Source organism: Vibrio sp. ED002, from assembly GCF_023277445.1.
Lineage (GTDB): Bacteria > Pseudomonadota > Gammaproteobacteria > Enterobacterales > Vibrionaceae > Vibrio > Vibrio jasicida.
Map to the genome: position 1 here is coordinate 310,852 of NZ_CP080239.1, position 22,007 is coordinate 332,858.

Genomic DNA, 22,007 nt, shown 5'->3' on the forward strand with positions numbered 1-22,007 from the left:
TTGTTCCACCGCCCTAATTGCTTTAATGACAATAACTAAGGATCTTTAAATTGCGTTTTCAAATTTTTTTTACCTCTTTCTGGTTAAGCAACAGGAGTATGAAAAAAGTTGGATAAAAAAGTTGGTTTTCCAGAATGGTGTCCTTTACTGCCTCTAAACACGATCAGTTAGCTAATGGCAACGGAGGCTGTAATGGCAGGTGACAACAATCAAAATAACCAAAACAAAGACCTAAACGACGCGGTAGAACAAACGGAAACCAATGACGCGGGTACGCCCTCCCAGCAGCAGAATCAACAAAACCAACAGAATACGATTGCTTCGACCGTAGCGACGGGGGCTGAAAATACCGACGCAGCAGACGAAGCCAATCAGGCGATGGAAGACAACCCAAGTGGTGCCGGATCTGAAGAAGAAGCCTCGGCGTCCGGTGGTGCGGTACAAGAAGACGCGCCAGAGAGTAGCGGTGGTTCGGATGCCGCTCAATCGAACGTGGTAGACAGCGTGGCATCAGACGGTGGGTCTGGTGAAGAGGCGGCTGGCAGCGGCGGTGCGGCTTCAGGTGCGGGTGCACAAGCTGTTGGTGGCGGCGATGCCTCTGGCTCCGAAGGTGGTTCGGACGCAGAAGGCAATGAAGCACAAGGACAAGCTGTACAAACGTCGGCTGCGCCAAGTGCCTCTTCATCCGATTCTGAAGGTTCACAAGGTGGTGATAACCTAGATTCCGAAACCACAGAAGAAACCTTTGCGGTGGACGTTCAAGACTCTAGCGAAGAGACTACAACGCAAGTAGAAGATGATTTCGACTCAGAAACCACGAGCGAAACGTTCCAAATTAAAGTCGAAGGTGAAAACGACGCGCCAGAGGTAGAACAAGATCTGGCTTACATCATGGATGAAGATGGCACCATTACCTTCACGCAAGAACAGTTACTCGAATACGCAAGTGATGTTGATGGCGACGACCTTGTTGCGTCTAACGTCCAAGTGGGTGCGAATGCATCGGTTCAAGACAATGGTGACGGCACGTTCACTGTGGTTCCGGACGCTGATTTCAATGGTGAACTCGACTTAACGTTTGATATCAGTGATGGTCAAGAAACCGTTTCAAGTTCTATCGATTTAACCGTTCGTCCAATCAATGACGCACCAGTGCCTGAAGATAAAACCTTTGAGGTGGAAGAGGACGGCACGCTGATCTTCACCGATGCAGACCTGCTTACTGGCGCAACGGATATTGAAGGCGATAACCTAACCGTTGAAGGTGTGAGCTACGATGGTGGCGACGGCATCCTGACCGACAACGGCAATGGAACATACACTTTTGCGCCAAATGAAAACTTCAACGGCGATGTGAACTTCAGCTTTGATGTGTCCGACGGTACAGATACGGTTTCTGCCAACATTGATGTAAGCGTCACACCAGTCGACGATGCGCCAGTATCAGGCAATCTTGCTTACTCGGTGGATGAAGATGGCTCGATTCGTTTGAGCCAAGAGCAGTTGTTGTCGCAAGCTTCTGACGTGGAAGGCGATGCACTAACGGCGTCTAACCTTTCGGTAGATGGCAATGCGACGGTGACTCAAAATGACGATGGCAGCTTCACCATCACACCGGACGCAGATTTCAATGGTGATATCGACATCAGCTTCGATATCTCAGATGGCACGAATACCGTTCAAGCAACCGCTGACCTAACCGTTAACCCAATCAACGATCTGCCTGTTCCTCAAGACCAACAATTCAGTGTGGAAGAGGACGGCACGCTGCAATTTACTGACGCGGATCTGCTTACTGGTGCTACCGACATTGAAGGCGATGACCTTTCTGTAACGGGAATCAGCTACGAAGGAACCGACGGCGTTCTAACTGACAATGGCGATGGCACATATAGCTTTGCGCCAAATGAGAACTTCAATGGCGATGTGAACTTTAGCTTTGATGTTTTCGACGGCACAGATACGGTTTCAGCGAATGTGGATGTGAGCGTTACGCCGGTGAATGATCCTCCGGTGGCTGGCTCAACGTCTTACACGGTTCACGAGGACAACTCTATTACCATTTCTGACGCGCAGCTCTTGGCAAACTCTTCGGATTTAGAAGGGGATGTCTCGATAGATAGCGTGAGTTACTCTGGCAGCGATGGTGTGTTGCAAATCAATGGAGACGGTACGTACACCTTCTCTCCAAATGAAAACTTTAATGGTGAAGTGACGCTTGATGTTGTCGTCGCTGATGAAGAAGGCGCAACGGATGTAACCACTGCTGGCATTACAGCACTGGAAGTGAACGATCCACCAGTCGCAGGACCAACTTCTTACACCATTGATGAAGATTCTGTTCTGACCTTCAGTGAGTCGCAAGTGCTGTTGAATGCCTCGGATGTGGAAGGCGATGTAGAGCTTGTTGGCATTAGTTACGATGGTCCGGATGGTATTTTCAGCGTTAACGATGATGGCACGTGCAGCTTCGCGCCAAACGAGAACTTTAACGGGCAAGTTCAACTTGATGTGACCATTCGAGATGAAGATGGAGCTGAAGTTGATACCGTCATCAATGTGAATGTATTGCCAATCAATGATGTGCCAGTATCGGGTGATTTGGCTTACAGCGTTGATGAAGACGGCGCGATTACACTCAGCCAAGAGCAGCTTCTTTCTCAAGCGTCTGATATTGAGGGCGATGACCTGACTGCTAGTGATTTGACTGTTGATGGAAACGCAACCGTCACAGCGAACGATGATGGCAGCTTCACGATTACACCAGATGCGGACTTTAATGGTGATATTGATATCCAATTCAACATTACGGACGGCACAGACACTATCCAAGCAACGGCGGATCTGACGGTTAATCCGGTTAACGATCTTCCTGTTCCTCAAGACCAGCAGTTTAGTGTTGAAGAAGACGGTACGCTTCAGTTTACCGACGCAGACCTACTTGCTGGCGCGACCGACATCGATGATGATAACTTAACAGTTGATGGCATTAGCTATATGGGCAGCGATGGTGTGCTGACTGACCACGGCGATGGTACTTACACCTTTGCACCAAACGAAAACTTCAACGGTGATGTCAGCTTTAGCTTTGGTGTTTCTGACGGCACTGAGACCGTACCTGCCAATGTGGACGTGAGCGTCACTCCAGTGAACGATCCTCCGGTTGCGGGTTCAACGTCTTACACGGTTGATGAAGACAGCGCAATTACCATTTCTGACGAGCAGCTTCTGGCTAACTCTTCGGATGTGGAAGGCGCAGTGTCCATCGATAGCGTGACCTATTCAGGCACCGATGGCGTATTCCAAGACAACGGTGACGGCACTTACACCTTCATGCCGAATGAGAACTTCAGCGGTGATATCAGCCTTGATGTGATTGTGGCGGATGAGCAAGGTGCGATTGACGAAACGACAGCAGGCATTACCGTCATTGAAGTGAATGACCCTCCAGTTGCCGGTCCAACGTCTTACACGATTGACGAAGATTCAGTACTGACATTCAGTGAGTCACAAATTCTTGCCAACGCATCTGATATCGAGGGCGATGTAGAGCTTGTTGGCATCAGCTATGAAGGCTCGGATGGTATCTTTACCGTTAATGGTGATGGTACTTGTAGCTTTGCGCCAAACGAGAACTTCAATGGTCAAGTTCAGTTGGATGTGACCATTCAAGATGAGAATGGGGCAACCGTTGATACTCACATCAATGTCGATGTCTTACCAATCAACGATCCACCAGTATCGGGTGATTTGGCTTACACCATCAACGAAGACAGCTCAATTACGTTAAGCCAAGAGCAGTTGCTTGCCAAAGCGGGCGATATTGATAGCGAGAACCTTGAAGCCATCAATCTATCGACAGATGACAACGCGACAATTCAATACAACGATGATGGCAGTTACACCATCACACCGGATGAAAACTACAACGGCGATCTAGACCTGACCTTCGATATCATTGATAACGATGGTGGCTCGGTACAAGTTGGTCTGGATATTACGGTTAATCCTGTGAATGACTTGCCACAAGCGCAAGATCAACAGTTCACGGTAGAAGAAGATGGCACCTTGCTGTTCACGGATGCCGACCTATTGGAAGGCGCATCGGATATTGATGGCGATGATCTGTCTATCGAAAACGTTCTCTACACAGGTGCGGATGGCGTGCTTACCGATAATGGCGATGGCACTTACAGCTTTGCGCCGAATGAGAACTTCAACGGTGATGTTCAGTTCACATTCGATGTGTCTGACGGCACGGGTTCAACACCAGCATTCATTGATGTCAGCGTAACACCAGTGAACGATCCACCGGTGGCAGGTTCTACGTCGTACACGGTTCAAGAAGACGGTCAAATCACCATTAGTGACGAGCAGTTGTTAGCCAACTCTTCTGATGTGGAAGGCGACGTAGCCTTGGCGAATGTTAGCTACTCTGGTAACGACGGTAGCTTCGTGGACAATGGCGACGGCACATATACCTTCACGCCAAATGAGAACTTTGACGGTAACATTTCGCTCGACGTTACGGTCATCGACCAAGATGGCGCAACGGATACAACAACCGCAGGCATCGACGTTATCGCGGTGAACGATGCACCAGAAACGTCAGGCATTCAAGCGGAGGTGGATGAAGATAACGCCATCACCATCACGCAAGAACAGTTGCTTGCGAATGCGACAGACATTGAAGGTGATGACCTTGTTGCCAGCAACCTGCAAACCAATGATCCAGATGCGACGATCGTAGCCAACGACGATGGTTCTTTCACCATTACGCACACCGAAAACTTTAACGGTGAGTTGGACTTCACTTACAACATCAGCGATGGCGAAAATGATGTTCTGACCACGCTGGATCTGACCGTTAACCCTGTCAACGATGCGCCAGAAGCGGGCGACGAAATCTTTATTCAAGCGGAAGAAGACCAAACCGTGGGTGTTTCTCTGCGTGAAGAGCCTGCGTTACGTCTCGACCAAGCCCCTGAAAACGGCATCATTGAAGCGAATCTAAATGACGAATGGGTACAGCTAGAAGTCGGGCAGGAGGTTCCTGCGGATACGGAAGTGCGCTTTATCCCAGACGATGAGGCATTAGCCAACGGTACACATACGACACAAATCGGTACGTTTGATGACAACGCGAGTGTGGATGATTGGGGGGATGAAGTTGACCCTTATACGCGTCAATTCACTGATGGTGATTTGACGGTTACCGTTCAGAGTAACGATGACCCTCTTGGTGCGTGGAATGGTAACACACACATTGGGCATGGTATTGGCGATACTGACCGCCAAGGCTTGAGTGGTGATGAAAAACTAACTGTGACCGTTGAAGGTCAAGACATCAACGAAATCAGCTTCCATCTAGATGGTCTAGGCGGCTGGTTTATGGAAGAGTCTCGCCACTTTACAGAAGTCGAAATTCGAGCATTCAACTCTGAGGGTGACTTGATCGACTCAATGACTTACCACAAAGAAGATCGTGGTAGCTATGAGACGGATTACACTCTAACGGTGAACGAGCCAGTGTCTTACTTTGAGTTAGGAACGATTCAAGGTAACGGTACTTATGTGGTTCAAAACATGACGGTTTCGCAAACTTGTCATGATGAAGCAGTATTTACATCTATTGGTGTGGACGGCACGGAAATCACTGAAACGGTCGAACTGAATATCCGTGAAGGTGACAGTGAAATCGAACTGACTGCTGATCTGCCAAATGTGACCATTGATACCGAAGGTTCTACGCAGTTTGCCTCTGTGGTTATCACAGAAGAACAGCTTCTAGCACAAGCGAGTGATATCGATAGCGATGTTCTTGATATTCAAAACCTAGAGCTGGTGGGGGATAATGCGGAGCACGCGACGTTAACCGACAACGGCGATGGTACATGGACAGTCACACCTGCTGAGAACTTTTACGGTGAGATTGAGCTTGGTTACCAAGTTACAGATGGTGAACTCACTGACGACAACATCATCAACATCAACTTCGAAGCAGTAAACGATGCGCCAATCGTTTCTGGTCCGATTGTGTTGTCGACAGATGAGGATGTGGGCATTACGTTTAGCGCGGACGATCTGCTTGCCAATGCAAGTGATGTGGAAGGCGATGCGCTGTCTATCTCTGATATCTCTTACAGCGGTGATAACGGTGAGCTTGTCGACAATGGCGACGGCACTTACACCTTTATGCCGAATGAAAACTTCAATGGTGAAGTCGACATCGATTACAAAGTCTTCGATGGCACCGATGAAGTCGATACCCATCTAGATCTGACCGTTATTCCGGTCAACGATGTGCCAGTTCCTGGTGCGCCGCTGCATACTCAAATGCTAGAAAACGGCACCATCATCATCGAAGCAAAAGATCTGTTATCAGGTGCGACCGATGTGGATGGCGACATTCTGCATATCGAGAATCTACTGCTTGTTGACCAGTCACAAGGTACGTTGACAGACAACGGCGACAACACCTTTACCTTCGAGCCGACAGCGAACTTCTATGGTGACGTAAATCTGACTTTCGATATCAGTGATGGTCAAGCAAGTGCACCAAGTACCGCCTCAATTGATGTCGAGATCGTCAATGAAGCACCGGAAGTCAGCGGTCCTATTGATGCAGTCGTGGACGAAGATGGGTCGATTACCATCACTCAAGAAGACTTGTTAGCGAACGCGACGGACGTGGATGGTGACAATCTTGAAGCGGTGAACCTGTCGACCAACGATCCTAATGCAACCATCGTTGAGAACGCTGATGGTAGCTTCACGATTACACCGAGCGAAAACTTCTTTGGTGAAATCGAATTTACTTATGACGTAACTGACGCGATTGAAACCGTCGCTGCGGATCTAAACCTCACCGTTAACCCAGTGAACGACCTGCCAGATGTGCCTGATTTGTCCTTCACCACAGAAGACGGCGAAGCCATCACGATTACTGAAGCAGAGTTGCTGGCTCAAGCGACGGACATCGAAGGCGATGACTTATCTGTTGTGAACGTGACGAGCTTGAGCGATACGGTTCAAGTAACAGACAATGGTGATGGCACTTACACGTTAACGCCAGAGCAGGGGTTCTTTGGTAATGTTGACCTCACGTTTGATGTGAGCGATGGCACCGATGTGGTGGCGGCGAATATCGATTTGAAAGTGGAATTTGTCAACGACACGCCAGAAGCAGCGCCAACTATTGCAAATGTGGACGAGGACGGCTCTATCCTCGTGACACAAGATATGTTGCTTGAGAATGCAAGCGACCAAGACGGTGATGATCTATACGCGACCGCGCTTGAGACTAACGATCCAAATGCAAGCATTGTTGATAATGGTGACGGTACCTATACCGTGACGCCATCTGAGAACTTTAATGGTGAAATTGCGTTTACCTATGAAGTGAACGACGGCGAGCTAAGCACATCAACCGAAATGACGCTGACGGTTAATCCCGTCAACGATATCCCAATTGTCGCACCAGCCATGTATAGCATCGAAGAAGATGGCAGTATCCTGTTTACTCAGGGGGACTTGCTCAATGGCGCTATCGATATTGAAGGTGATGACCTAACCGTTACCAGTATCAATTATTCAGGTGATGAAGGTACGGTCACCGACAACGGTGATGGTACGTTTAGCTTTGTTCCAGAAGAACACTTTAGTGGTGATTTACAGTTCAGCTTTACTGTCTCTGACGGGACGGATGAAGTAGAACAAGACATCAATGTCCACATTGAAGCGGTTGCGGATGCACCTGATCTTGCCATTACAGATGGTGATGGTGCTGTGATCGATGATAACGCCATTTTGGTTGATCCAGGCGGCATTGTTGAGCTGAATATTGCGGCTGCGCTCGTAGACCAAGACCTTTCTGAAACGCTGACTGTGACCGTTGATGGCGTGCCAGAAGGCTCCGTCATCAGTTACGACAACGAAGGTGTACTTAACGATCAAGATAACGGTATCACCAGTTTCAACGATACTGAAATCACGGTTACGTTTGAAGGTGAGACGGCGGGTTACCAAAACGCGGCTGGTTATTACAAAGTTGATGAAGACGGCAATATCACTGGAGTTGAAGTGGTGTACGAAAACGCTTCTCAAGTTGGCGGTGGTGGTGACCTCGTTCCGGGACAAGACCAATTTAGCTTCCAAATTTCGGAAGGGGAAAGCTTCAATCTGTTCTTAATTCCAAATGGTCATGCCCACAATAACTTCGAAGCTCTGCCAGATGGTCAATATGAATTCCGTGCAACGGATGGTTCGCCGGCCAATATGGATACCGTCGACCCACAACTGGTGTTTGTTGGTGTTGACGGTTCAGAAACGGTGATTCAAAGCCAGTTTGGAGATGCGATCTTCCATGGTGGTTCGAGCTCTGAGCTCAACCAAGATGGCATTGAACATACCCGAACTACTGTGAACGAAGACGGTGAGTTGGTCTACGGTTTTGAGGATCTTTACGGTGGTGGTGATGCTGATTATTCCGATTTCAACTTCACCATTGATGTTGGTGAAGTAAATAGCCAGATCTACAGTGGCGAAGTGACGGTTGGGCCTGATGGCTCTGTAACACTGCCGACCACTGCTATTGATCAAGAGTTACAGATTCAGCTTCCAGAAGACTTCAATCAACAGCTAGAGGTAAACGTAACGGCTACAGCCACTGAGTTGTCTAACGGTGATGCTGAGACGGTTTCTCAAACTATTTATATCAATGCCACAGGCGCTGTTATTGAACACGCGCCAGAAGCATTGCCAGTATCAGCACAGGTTGAAGAAGATGGTTCTATCCTTATCTCGCAAGAAGATTTACTTGCGAATGCTAGTGATCAGGATGGTGATCAACTGACAGCGCTGAATTTGGCAACAGATGACGAAAACATCACCATCACGGATAATGGCGACGGTACTTACACCTTAACGCCAGATGCGGACTTTAATGGTGATATTACCTTTACGTTCGATGTGTCTGATGGTGATGATGTTGTCTCAACCAACTTAGAGGTAACGGTTTCGCCTGTCAATGATGCACCAGAACCACAAGATCAAGCGTTTACTGTTGGCGAAGATGGTGTACTGACCTTTACCGATGCAGACCTGCTAACAGGAGCTACCGATATTGAAGGGGATGATCTATCTGTTGAGGGCGTCACTTACACAGGCGCGGACGGTGTCCTAACTGACAATGGTGATGGCACGTATAGCTTCGCTCCAAACGAGAACTTCAATGGCGATGTGAACTTCACTTTCGATGTTTCCGATGGCACGGACACTGTGACGGCAAATATCGATGTGAGCGTGACGCCAGAGAACGACCCACCAGTTGCAGGCAGTACGGCTTACACAGTGCATGAAGACAACTCGATCACCATTAGCAACGAACAACTATTAGCGAACTCGTCTGATATTGAAGGTGAAGTGGCGATCGACAGCGTCAGTTATAGCGGCAACGACGGTGTGCTGGAAATCAACGGTGATGGTACGTATACCTTCTCACCAAACGAGAACTTCAGCGGCGAGGTGAGCCTAGATATTGTCGTAGTCGACGAAGACGGTGCAACAGATTCCACCACTGCTGGCATTACAGTGCTAGAGGTAAATGATCCACCAATCGCAGGTCCTACCGCATACACTATCGATGAAGACCAAGTTCTAACCTTTAGTGAATCGCAAGTGCTACTGAATGCTTCGGATGTCGAAGGGGATGTTGAGCTTGTTGGTATTAACTACGACGGCCCAGACGGTATCTTTTCAGTTAACGGTGATGGGACTTGCAGCTTTGCGCCAAATGAAAACTTCAACGGTCAAGTGCAGTTGGATGTGACCATTCGCGATGAAGACGGCGCAGAGGTCGATACTTACCTCACTGTCGATGTCTTACCAATCAATGACGCACCTGTATCGGGCAACTTGGCTTATAGTGTCGATGAAGACAATTCAATTACGCTTAGCCAAGAGCAGCTTCTTGCTCAAGCATCGGATGTAGAAGGCGACGCGCTAACCGCATCTAACCTAGTGGTTGACGGTGATGCAACGGTTACGGTAAACGATGATGGCAGCTTTACCATTACGCCAGATGCGAACTTCAATGGTGACATTGATATCACGTTCGACATCAACGACGGCACCGACACTATTGTTGCAACAGCTGACCTAACGGTTAATCCAGTTAACGACCTACCACAGCCAGAAGATCAAGCGTTCACCATCGGCGAAGATGGCGTCTTGCTGTTCACTGATGAAGATCTGTTAACAGGCGCTACCGACATTGAAGGGGATGACCTATCTGTTGAGGGTGTCACTTACACAGGCGCGGACGGTGTCCTAACTGACAATGGCGATGGTACTTACAGTTTTGCACCGAACGAAAACTTCAATGGTGACGTGAACTTTACCTTCGATGTTTCTGATGGCACGGATACCGTGACCGCGAATATCGATGTGACAGTCACGCCAGAGAACGATCCACCAGTGGCAGGCAGCACGTCTTACACAGTGCATGAAGACAACTCGATCACCATCAGTGATGAGCAACTACTGGCTAATTCGTCTGATATCGAAGGTGATGTTGCGATCAGCAGCGTGAGCTACAGCGGTAACGACGGTGTGCTAGAAATTAATGGCGATGGTACTTACACCTTCTCACCAAACGAAAACTTCAATGGCGATGTTACCCTAGATGTTGTCGTGGTTGACGAGGACGGCGCGGTTGATACAACAACAGCGGGTATTACCGTTCTTGAGGTGAACGATCCACCAATCGCAGGAACAACCAGTTACACCATTGATGAAGATGAAGTCATCACCATCAGTGCAGAACAGTTGTTGGCGAACTCCTCCGATATTGAAGGTGAGGTAGCACTAGATAGCGTGAGCTACAGTGGCAGTGAAGGTATCTTTACCGACAATGGTGATGGTACATTCAGCTTCGCACCAAACGAGAACTTTAACGGTGACGTCAGTCTTGATGTGGTCGTGACTGATGAAGACGGTGCAACTGCGGCAACTAACGCAAACATCGATGTATTGCCAATCAACGATGCGCCAGTATCGGGCAACTTGGCTTACAGTGTCGATGAAGACAATTCAATTACGCTAAGCCAAGAGCAGCTTCTTGCTCAAGCATCGGATGTAGAAGGCGACGCGCTAACCGCATCTAACCTAGTGGTTGACGGTGATGCAACGGTCACGGCAAACGATGATGGCAGCTTCACCATCACGCCTGATGCGAACTTCAATGGTGACATTGATATCACGTTCGATATCAACGATGGCACCGACACTATTGTTGCAACTGCTGACCTAACGGTTAATCCAGTTAACGACCTACCACAGCCAGAAGATCAAGCGTTCACCATTGGTGAAGATGGCGTCTTGCTGTTCACTGATGAAGATCTGCTTGATGGCGCAACAGATATCGATGGCGATAATCTATCGGTTGAAGGTGTGTCTTACACTGGCGCAGATGGTGTCCTAACCGACAATGGTGATGGCACTTACAGCTTCGCGCCAAACGAAAACTTCAATGGCGATGTGAACTTTACCTTCGATGTTTCTGATGGCACGGATACCGTGACCGCGAATATCGACGTAAGCGTGACGCCAGAGAACGATCCACCGGTAGCAGGCAGTACGTCTTACACGGTGCATGAAGACAACTCAATCACTATCAGTAACGAACAACTATTGGCTAACTCATCTGACGTCGAAGGCGAAGTGGCAATCGACAGCGTCAGCTACAGCGGCACGGATGGTGTGTTCCAAGACAATGGTGACGGTACGTACACTTTCTCGCCAAACGAGAACTTCAATGGCGAAGTGAGCCTAGATGTTGTCGTGGTCGATGAAGACGGTGCGACGGATTCAACTACCGCAGGTATTACAGTACTTGAGGTGAACGATCCACCAATCGCAGGCGCGACCAGCTACTCAGTGAACGAAGACGAAGTCATCACCATTAGCTCTGAGCAGTTATTGGCGAACGCTTCTGACGTTGAAGGTGAAGTTGCGATTGATAGCGTGAGCTACAGCGGCTCCGACGGTATCTTCACCGATAACGGTGACGGTACATTCAGCTTCGCACCAAACGAAAACTTCAACGGTGACGTCAGTCTTGATGTGGTCGTGACCGATGAAGATGGTACAACGGTAGCAACCAATGCAAACATCGATGTTCTTCCAGTCAACGATGCTCCGGTATCAGGTGATTTGGCTTACAGCGTGGATGAAGATGGTTCTATCACTCTCAGCCAAGAGCAGCTTCTTGCACAAGCAGGCGACGTGGATGGTGATGACCTAACTGCATCCAACCTGACAGTTGACGGCAATGCGACCGTTGTTGCGAACGATGATGGTAGTTTCACTATCACGCCGGATGCAGACTTCAATGGCGACATTGATCTGAGCTTCGACATTACGGACGGCGATGCGACCATTCAAGCGACTGCCGATCTGACTGTGAACCCAGTGAACGACCTACCAACGGTTGGTCAGCCACAGTTCGTCACGCAAGAGGATACAAGCTTTACCTTCACTGAAGAGCAACTGCTGCAAAATGCAGGTGATATCGATGGTGATAACCTAACGGTTGAAAACGTTGCTTCTGACAGCGGTACCTTGGTTGATAACGGTGATGGCACTTACACCTTCGCGCCAAACGAAAACTTCGATGGCAACGTGAACGTGACGTTTGATGTCAACGATGGCACCGCAACGGTTCCTGCTGAAGCGAACATTGATGTTCAATCTGTGGTTGATATGCCAGAGCTGTCGATTGCTTCAGACTTGGTGATTGCCTCTGATAACTTCGAGTCTGGCTCGAACGGTTGGAACGCGAACACTGAAAGTTCACAAGGCTTCGAAACGGGCAACATGCTGGGTCGTATTGGTGGCACTGGCGGTGATGAAGCGGTCAGCAAAACTTACGATATTCCAAGTGATGTTAATGAAGTGAATATCTCGTTTAGCTTCTACGAAATCGATTCTTGGGATGGCGAGTCGTTCCAAATCTTTGTCGGCGGCGAACAGCTAACCACCTTGGAGAACTCAGCGTTCCTTACTCAAGATGGTACGACAACGCTTTACGACTCTAACGGTAACGAAGTAGGTGAAGTTGTCCACGGCTCTTCACAAGGCGAAGGCTTCAGTGGTTGGAACGACCAAGCTCACCAAATCAATCTGACGGTTCCTGTCGAGGATGGTGAATTGCAACTTGGCTTCGGTTCAACCTTGAATCAAGACGTTTGGGATGAATCGTTTGGTATCGACAACATCGAAATCACGGTAGCGGACGCGGATTACCAAATCATCGGTACCGAAGATACGCCAGTGCCGCTTGATATCGATGCTGCGTTAACCGATACCGATGGTTCAGAAAACCTCTCTATCTTGATTGAAGATGTGCCAGAAGGCAGCGCACTATCGGTTGGTGTTGATAACGGGGACGGCACTTGGTCACTACAACCAGGCGAGCTAGAAGGGCTAGAGTTTATCCCTTCTGCGGACTTCAATGGCGATGTGACGCTAACCGTAAACGCAATCTCTACGGATGTGGATACAGGTACAACGGCGACAGCGACGCAAGATGTTACGATTCATATCTCGCCAACCAATGATGCACCAGAAGTAACGGGTGATATCGCGGCGGTAACTGCCGAAGACAACAGCATCACGCTAACTCAAGAGCAGTTACTGGAGCACGCTGTTGATATCGATGGTGACGATCTAAGTGCAATCAACCTGAGCACCAATGATGAAAATGCAACGGTTGAAATGAACGAGGATGGCAGCTTCACCATTACTCCAAGCGAGAACTTCTACGGTGACATCGAGTTCACCTACGACGTGACTGACGGGGAAGAAGTGGTCGCGGCTGGTCTCGACTTAACAGTAACACCAGTCAATGACGCGCCAGAGCCACAAGATCAAGCGTTCACCGTGGGTGAGGACGGTCTTCTTACCTTCACAGACGCAGACTTGTTAACAGGCGCGACGGATGTAGAAGGTGACAACCTAACAGTTGAAGGTGTGACTTACACAGGTGCCGATGGTGTCCTAACCGACAATGGCGATGGCACGTACAGCTTCGCACCGAATGAGAACTTCAATGGCGATGTGAACTTTACGTTCGATGTGTCAGACGGTACGGATACAACCTCTGCCAACATTGATGTGAGTGTGACGCCAGAGAACGATCCGCCAGTTGCAGGCAGCACGTCTTACACCGTACATGAAGACAACTCGATCACCATTAGTGACGAGCAACTACTGGCTAATTCGTCGGATATTGAAGGCGGCGTAGACATCAGCAGTGTGACTTACAGTGGTAACGATGGTGTGTTCCAAGACAATGGTGATGGTACGTATACCTTCTCTCCAAACGAGAACTTCAATGGCGAGGTCAGCCTAGACGTTGTCGTTGTCGATGAAGAGGGTGCGACAGACTCAACCACTGCGGGTATTACCGTTCTTGAGGTTAACGATCCACCAATCGCAGGTGCGACAAGTTACTCTGTCAATGAAGATGAAGTCATTATCTTCACGGAAGAGCAACTGCTAGCGCAATCAAGCGATGTGGAAGGTGACGTGAGCCTAGAAAGCGTCTCTTACAGTGGTAGCGACGGCATTCTAACGGCGAATGACGATGGCACTTACAGCTTCGCGCCAAATGAAAACTTCAACGGTGGCGTAAGTCTAGACGTAGTAGTGGCTGATGAAGACGGTGCAACTGCGACAACCAACGCGAACATTGATGTATTGCCAGTCAACGATGCTCCGGTATCTGGCGATTTGGCTTACAGCGTCGATGAAGACGGTTCAATCACATTGAGTCAAGAGCAGTTACTGGCTCAAGCGGGTGACGTCGACAGCGATAATCTAGAAGCAGTGAACTTAACCGCGGTAGCCAATGCAACCGTTGTTGAGAACCAAGATGGTAGCTTTACGATTACGCCTGATGCGAACTTCAATGGCGATATCGACCTGAGCTTCGACTTGATTGATAACGATGGTGCGAGCGTGGAAGTGGGCGTTGACCTAACGGTGAACCCAATTAACGATGCGCCGCAATCAACGCCAGTGAATATTGCTGGCACTGAAGATACCACCATTCTTATCACACAGGACATGTTGCTTGCTAACGCGACAGACATCGACAACACCTACGACGAACTGTCTGCTGTCGACCTAGTGATTGATGAGCAATACGGTGACTTGCTAGACAATGGTGATGGCACTTGGTCATTCACTCCGGCTGAGAACTTCAATGGTGATGTGCCAATGTCGTTCGGCGTCAGCGATGGTGATTTAGTTACGCCGGTTGAAGGCAATCTAAACGTCGAAGCGGTTAACGATGCACCAGAAGCGCCAACCATCCAGATGCAAGGCGAAGAAGATGTGGTCATGGTGATTGACCCAGCTTACATCGCTGATCAAGTTACGGATCTTGATGGTGATGAAATCAGCGTAGAAAGCATCACGGTTCGTGCTCCTGCAAACGCGACATTAACCCAGCAGCCAGATGGTATGTACCACTTGGTAACCACTCAAGACTTCAATGGTTTGGTGGAACTGGGCTACACCGCGACGGATGGTGAAGAAGTGGTTGAAGGCTCGTTGAATGTGGATGTTATTCCAGTCAACGATGCTCCATTTAATGTGGGTAATGCCTTTATGGCAACCGACGAGGATGGTGCATTCACCTTCGACGCTGGCGACCTGATGAACCTGTTCGGCGATATCGATACTGAAAACCTAGTCGTATCACGCATTATCACCGCAGAAGGTGAAGATGGTGGTGAGGTAACAGACAACGGTGACGGTACTTGGACATTCACACCGACAGGCGATTTTGCAGGTGTTTCTGACTTGCAAGTTGTGGTAAGTGACGGTGAGTTTGAGACGGTACTTGATGTACCAGTGTTTGTTCGCCCTGTTGCGGATGGCGCAGTCATCACAACCGACCATGATGGTCCGTTAGTCTTCGGTGAGGACGAAACAGGTCACCTAGGCTTGAATGTCGGTCTAATCGACGATTCAGAAACGCTAAGTAACCTAGTGATGACTGGTTTCCCTGTTGGCTTCGAAGTTACGGATGGTGTGAACACCATTACCATTACGGAGCCGGGTCAATACATCGACTTGAACGAGTGGGATATCTCAGACCTGCAAATGACGCCTCCGGCTGACTTTAATGGCGAGTTCTTCGTAACCGTGACCGCAACAACGGTGGATTATGGCGATGAGCCAGAAGAGTTCGAAGATGGTATCGATTCAGGTGACTTCGAAACCCTAGCGGGTGAAGCAGTTATCCTAACCGCTGATGACCTAATCGGATTGGCAGAAAACGTAGACGCTGACGCGGGTGATGAAGTGAAATTCGTTCACCTAGCTGATCGCAGCCAAGGTGAGATTGTCGATAACGGTGATGGCACATGGACATTCAATCCAGCACCAGGCTTTACTGGTGAAGCGGATATCGCTTACGTGATTGATAAAGACGGTGTGCTTCATGATGAGCAAACAGGTGTGGTCGTGAAAGAAGACGCACCACAAGAGAATGCTTCTCCAGAAATCGACAGCATTTCTACCACAGAAATGGCAGCGGATGGCACCTTGTCGTTCACCAATGATGACATGCTATCGACCTTGAGCGATGCAGAAGGCGACAGCTTGAGCATTGAGTCAGTGAGCCTAATGGAAGGTCAAGGTGTGATAGAGACCGATAACCAAGGTAACTACCAATTCACACCAGCAGAAGGCTACACCGGAGATGTTCAAGTTGGCTTTATTGCAACTGACGGTGAAAACCGCATTGAGAGCTTCTTTAATGTCGACATCCAAGGTGAAGGTGAAACTACTACCAGCGAAGGCTACGCACTCGCTGATGATGGTTCACTAACACTAACGGAAGCACAGTTGATTGATGAGCTTGGCATTAGCCCTTCAGCAGAAGTGTTGGATGTCGCCGATGCAAACGATGCAGGTTTCTTCGCGAAATCAGGTGATGAAGAGTGGACATACTGGCCGAACGATGACTTCGATGGCAATTTGGCTATGGATGTTCAGGTCAACGATAACGGTGAAGTATCGACTCAGAATCTGAGCATCCAAGTTGCGGACGATTCAGCGCAAAGCGACGAGCCACAAATCCAAACTGCTCAAGCATCAGCAGAGCAGCAAGTTGGCGAAGCGCAACAACCTGAAGAGCAAGCAGCAAACGGTGCAGACAGTGAAGAGGAGAGCGCAGCCGATGTGACTGCAGCACCAGGCGATACCATTTCTATCTCGGTTCCAGATGAGGTCAGTGGTAACGAATCGGTGGATTATGCAGAAATGTCCGGTCTACCTGATGGTGCATCGGTAAGCAACGCACTGGATAATGGCGATGGCAGCTTCACATTAAGTGGCAACCTGAACCAACCAGTATCGGTTGACCTACCTGAAGGTTACGAAGGTACGAGCGAAATCCAATTCCAAGGTTACGACGAATTGGGTAGCGCAGTAGAAGGTGCGAGTGACACAGTTGAAGTTGAAGTCGATGATCAATACACCATGCAAGGTTCTGCTCAAGATCAGCAACCAGACATGGCGGGTATGGAATCTGGCGGCAGCGACTGGACAAGTGCAGGTGGTCAAGATCAAGGTGTTGACTTCACGGATGACTCTGGCAGCTTCGACTCGGATACTCAAACGGGTACTGACCAAGGCAACGATTTCGATCAAAGCTCAATGTAACCAACCATAGACGAGGGCAGTGTCATTGCTGCCCAAACCAAAGCCATGCAGAGCCAACTTTGCATGGCTTTTTTGTCGGATTTCTTTCTATGAGCTGTAGAAAAAACTTGGAAATTGAAAAAAGTATTCTTAGTTAGTTAAAGAGTGAATTACAAGGAGGAGCGACATGTACCGTTATGTCAGTTCGCCAAAAGCGTCAAAGTACATAGTACCGCCGCCACTGCATCGTGAGTTATCGTGTATGGATGTGCCGGAGTCAGAACTAGAGATGCGTGAAATTCTGAACAGTTGGTTTGCCGATGGATTGGCGCCCATCATTCAAAATAAAGACAATTACATCTCTGCTAATGAGCAACAGCGCTTTGAGCAGCTCAGTCGTACGGTGGGCGTGCTACTGCGTAATAAAGATTACTATTTTGCCACCAAGCGGATTCTTTCGCTGTGGGAGCAAGACTGCTTAGAAACGACTTACGTTAATTATCTGATTTTACGTAGTGAGCGCATACCATACTTCGAATAAGTCCCATTTCTTGGCTTGAAATAGTGGTTTACATGGTTTTCTTAGTAACTTTTGATACCTGTATTTAACATTTTTGCAAACATCGTTATATTTAAGGCTCATCGTTCTCAGGAGTTTATGGATGAACCTTACGATATCAGGGAAGTTGCAGCTCAGTTTTGTGCTGCTAGCCGTACTTTTTATGGCATCAGCGGTATTCACGTATCGCAACGTCACCACCGTAGAGCAATACGCCTCTTCATTACTTAAATCCGATTTACCGACCGTCGACACCAGCCGCGGTATCCAACAGTCCGTTCAAGCGTCGCTGTCTTCTATTCGAGCCTACATGTTGCTAGGTGGCGATGAAGAGGCGAGCGCACGTCTGAGTGAGGACGTACGCAATATCATGGCGTCAACAGACGAGTCGCTTCCAACGTTGCAGGCTTTGATCTCTGAACAGGATTTTCAAGCGATTCAAAGCCAGTGGGACGCGGTAAAAGTCTCTCTAAACAAGTTGATTGAGCTCAGCCACAGTGATGAGAACTTACCCGCGCACAACCTCTTTATTAACGAAGCGGCACCCATTGCAGAAGTAGCACTTGATCAGCTTCAAAGCTTAATCAACGAAGAGTCAGGAAACCCATTTGGTGGGGACAGAAAGCGTTTGTTTAAAGTCTACGCCGACAGTTATACCTCGCTCGCCAATGCACTGTCTGCTCTGCGAGATTTCCTGTTGTACGGGCAGCAAAATCATCTAGACAAATACCACGACTTGATTAAGTACCATAATCAGTCTGTGGCGGAAATCGACAGCAAACTCGACAGACTTACCGATAACGACCAATCACTGTGGTCACTGTTTAAAGAAATGCAGCAACTGTACTTTCCTTTGGCAGAGCAGGTAATTGCATTGCGTCAATCGCCAGAGTGGAACGAATCAAACTTGCTGATGGCGAACGAACTGTTACCAGCAGCGGATGCACTAGACCAAAGCTTAGAGACGATCGTATTGGCTCAGCAAAGTCGTGCTGATCAAAGTGGAAAGGGTATTAATCAGTCGATCAAGAACGTACTCACCACCATGTTGATTGCTGCGGCATTGGTTTTGTTTGCCGCAGTAGCGATTTCAAAATACATGGGCAATACCATTGGTCGTCGAGTGAAAAACTTATCGGAGCGTGCAAAGACGATCGCTTCAGGGGACGTTTCTCAGCCTCCGCTCACCGTTGTTGGGAAAGATGAATTGGCAGACCTTACCGATTCGATTAACCGCATGAACCAATCGTTAGCGAGCATCGTGGCAGGGGTGAGTGAGAAAGCGCACCAAGTGGATACCAGCATGGGGGCTTTATTGGAATCGGCGCAAGTCACTTCATCGAATGTTGAACAGCAACAGACCAGCATTGTTGAAATGGGAAGCCAATTGGATGAAATCGCTTTAGCCGCGCGTAACACCCTAGATCAAGCCAATCAATCGGTGCAGAAGCTTTCTGATTCAAAAGGCGAGATTGAACAAGGTCGCGATGCACTAGAGCAAAACAAAGTCACCATGGAAAGCTTACATGGCAGCATTGAAACCGCGAGCACGCAAGTGACGCAGTTAAGCAAAGAGAGCGAAGCCATTGGTCGAGTTACGGAGGTGATTGAGGGCTTGGCAGAGCAAACTAACTTACTGGCATTGAATGCCGCGATAGAAGCAGCGCGTGCAGGTGATCAAGGACGAGGCTTTGCGGTGGTGGCGGACGAAGTGCGTATGTTAGCGACTCGCACCACTCAATCGACGACAGAAATCAACGGCATCATTAATGCGATTCAACGCTCGACTAATTCGGTGGTTGAGGAGATTGAACACAGTCAATCACTGGCGGAGCAGGGCGCTGAGCACATTGAAAAAGCGGTAACTCGTTTGCTCATCACTACTGAACAAATTGGTTCTTTGAATGAACAAATGGCAGAACTTGCGGCAGCGGCAGAGCAGCAATCTCATGCGACCAATTCGATCACTGGATTGATGTCCGATATAACTCAATCAGTGGATGAGGTTTCGAATAACAGCCAACGTGCATCAGAGACATCATTGCAAGTAAAAGAGCAAGTTACCGAGCTGAATCAACAGATGGCAACTTTCAAAACGGCGTAGATAAGGTTTACGTCTGTTCATCTACTTTTGAACGTTAACCAAATAGTAAAAAAGCCCCAATCCTTTTTACACAAAAAGGGTTGGGGCTAATTATATGGTCCGCCTCACTCTCAAGCCCTACGCTTAGAGTAGGCTCTCAGAACGAGGTGAACCATATGTCTACCATTCACATCTTAGGTATCGATTTAGGCAAGCACTGCTTTCATGCGGTTGGCAACAATCACACTGGCAAAGACGTTATTCGCCGTAAGTTTAGTCGAAGCCAACTACTCCGTTTCTTATCTGTACTTGAACCTACCATCATCGCTTTTGAAGCCTGTGGTGGTGCTCACTGGCTTGCGAGAAAGTGTGAAGCCTATGGGCATCGAGTTCGACTTATCCCGCCTCAATATGTAAAACCTTACGTCAAAGGTAATAAGAACGACTTTATTGATGCGGCTGCGATAGCAGAAGCAGCGAGTCGACCAAGCATGAGATTTGTCTCTACCAAGTCAGAGGAAGCTCAGGTAATCGCAGCTATCCATCGAGTGAGGGATGGTTATATCAAAGAACGAACGGCTTGTATGAGCCGAATTGGAGCAATACTACTTGAGTTTGGGCTGAGTTTTCCTAAAGGCCATGCCAAGATGAAAGCGCTATTTCAGTGGTTGGCCGAGCAAGATATAAAGCTACCACCGGGTCTGGTCGCTGAGTTGCTCTCGATTCATGAGCACTATAAATACCTAAATGAGCAAGTATCTACTCAAGATAGAAAACTGAAAGCGATTACTGAAAATAATGAAAATAATGAAAATGCTGAACTTTTGAAGAGTATTCCTGGTATTGGTGATTTAACAGCAACGTTGTGTGTGGCCAATATCAGTTCTCCTTCAAACTTTGGTGGAGGTCGCGAGATGGCTGCATGGCTAGGACTCGTTCCAAGGCAGTATTCAACGGGTGGCAAATCAAAGCTATTAGGCATGAGTAAACGAGGGAACAAACACCTTCGCGCTCTATTTATACATGGAGCGAGTATCCGTGCTATCTAGGATAGAAACAACAGGAAAAGTGTTTGGAGATTGGTTAGTCAATTTACGAGCAACAAAGCCGTTTAATGTAGTGGTAGTCGCACTTGCCAATAAGCTAGCAAGAATAGCTTGGGCGGTGTTGTACCACCGCCAAGCTTTTAAGGCTGTATAGCCATAACCAAGTTTGCAACGCCAATGAACGTGATGACAAAAACGGTCTATCGGCCAGATTAGTAACCTGATACAAAAAATAGCACCTAGTTGCTTTGGGGCTTTTAAGGATAATCTGGCGCGGATATCATCGTGGAGCGGGGAAGTTAATGTTCCCAACGTGGACTCCGAATACATTAGCGCAAACCAACTCCGTTATTACTAAATTGTAGTTGCAATAACGGGGCGGACCATACATTTTTGTTGGATGATACGCCGATATTCGTCTACTTGCTCATTGGATTTGGCTATTTAAATCATAGCTAAAACCAAATTTTCTTCACCGAGCCGGAGTCGTAATATGACTCCATCGGCAGCAAATACTGCAAAAGAATTTTTAAACTTTATATCAATCCCGGTAAGAGAATCGTTCGTTACTACGATTGGTATCATCCTTCTAGGAGCAAGA

At 48.3% G+C, this 22,007-nt stretch carries 3 protein-coding genes and 1 pseudogene; all 4 read left to right on the plus strand.

Annotated features, from left to right (window positions below):
- Nucleotides 1-192: 192 nt before the first annotated feature.
- The 4 genes and pseudogenes from ITG12_RS18245 to ITG12_RS18260 all read left to right on the plus strand — a co-directional run bounded on the left by ITG12_RS18245 (nt 193) and on the right by ITG12_RS18260 (nt 21,560).
- Nucleotides 193-17,739 (plus strand): tandem-95 repeat protein, encoded by a 17,547-nt coding sequence (locus ITG12_RS18245; protein WP_248874651.1) that lies wholly within the window; start codon nt 193-195, stop codon nt 17,737-17,739.
- A 166-nt stretch (nt 17,740-17,905) separates the two neighbouring features.
- A complete protein-coding gene (locus tag ITG12_RS18250) occupies nt 17,906-18,259 on the plus strand; it encodes a hypothetical protein (protein ID WP_038881953.1) in 354 nt (117 codons plus the stop codon).
- A gap of 121 nt (nt 18,260-18,380) precedes the next feature.
- Nucleotides 18,381-20,381: a methyl-accepting chemotaxis protein gene (locus ITG12_RS18255; protein WP_038881956.1), complete on the plus strand. Its 2,001-nt coding sequence runs from the start codon at nt 18,381-18,383 to the stop codon at nt 20,379-20,381.
- Nucleotides 20,382-20,536: 155 nt separating this feature from the next.
- Nucleotides 20,537-21,560: pseudogene (locus tag ITG12_RS18260) on the plus strand (IS110 family transposase).
- The last annotated feature ends 447 nt before the right edge of the window (nt 21,561-22,007 follow it).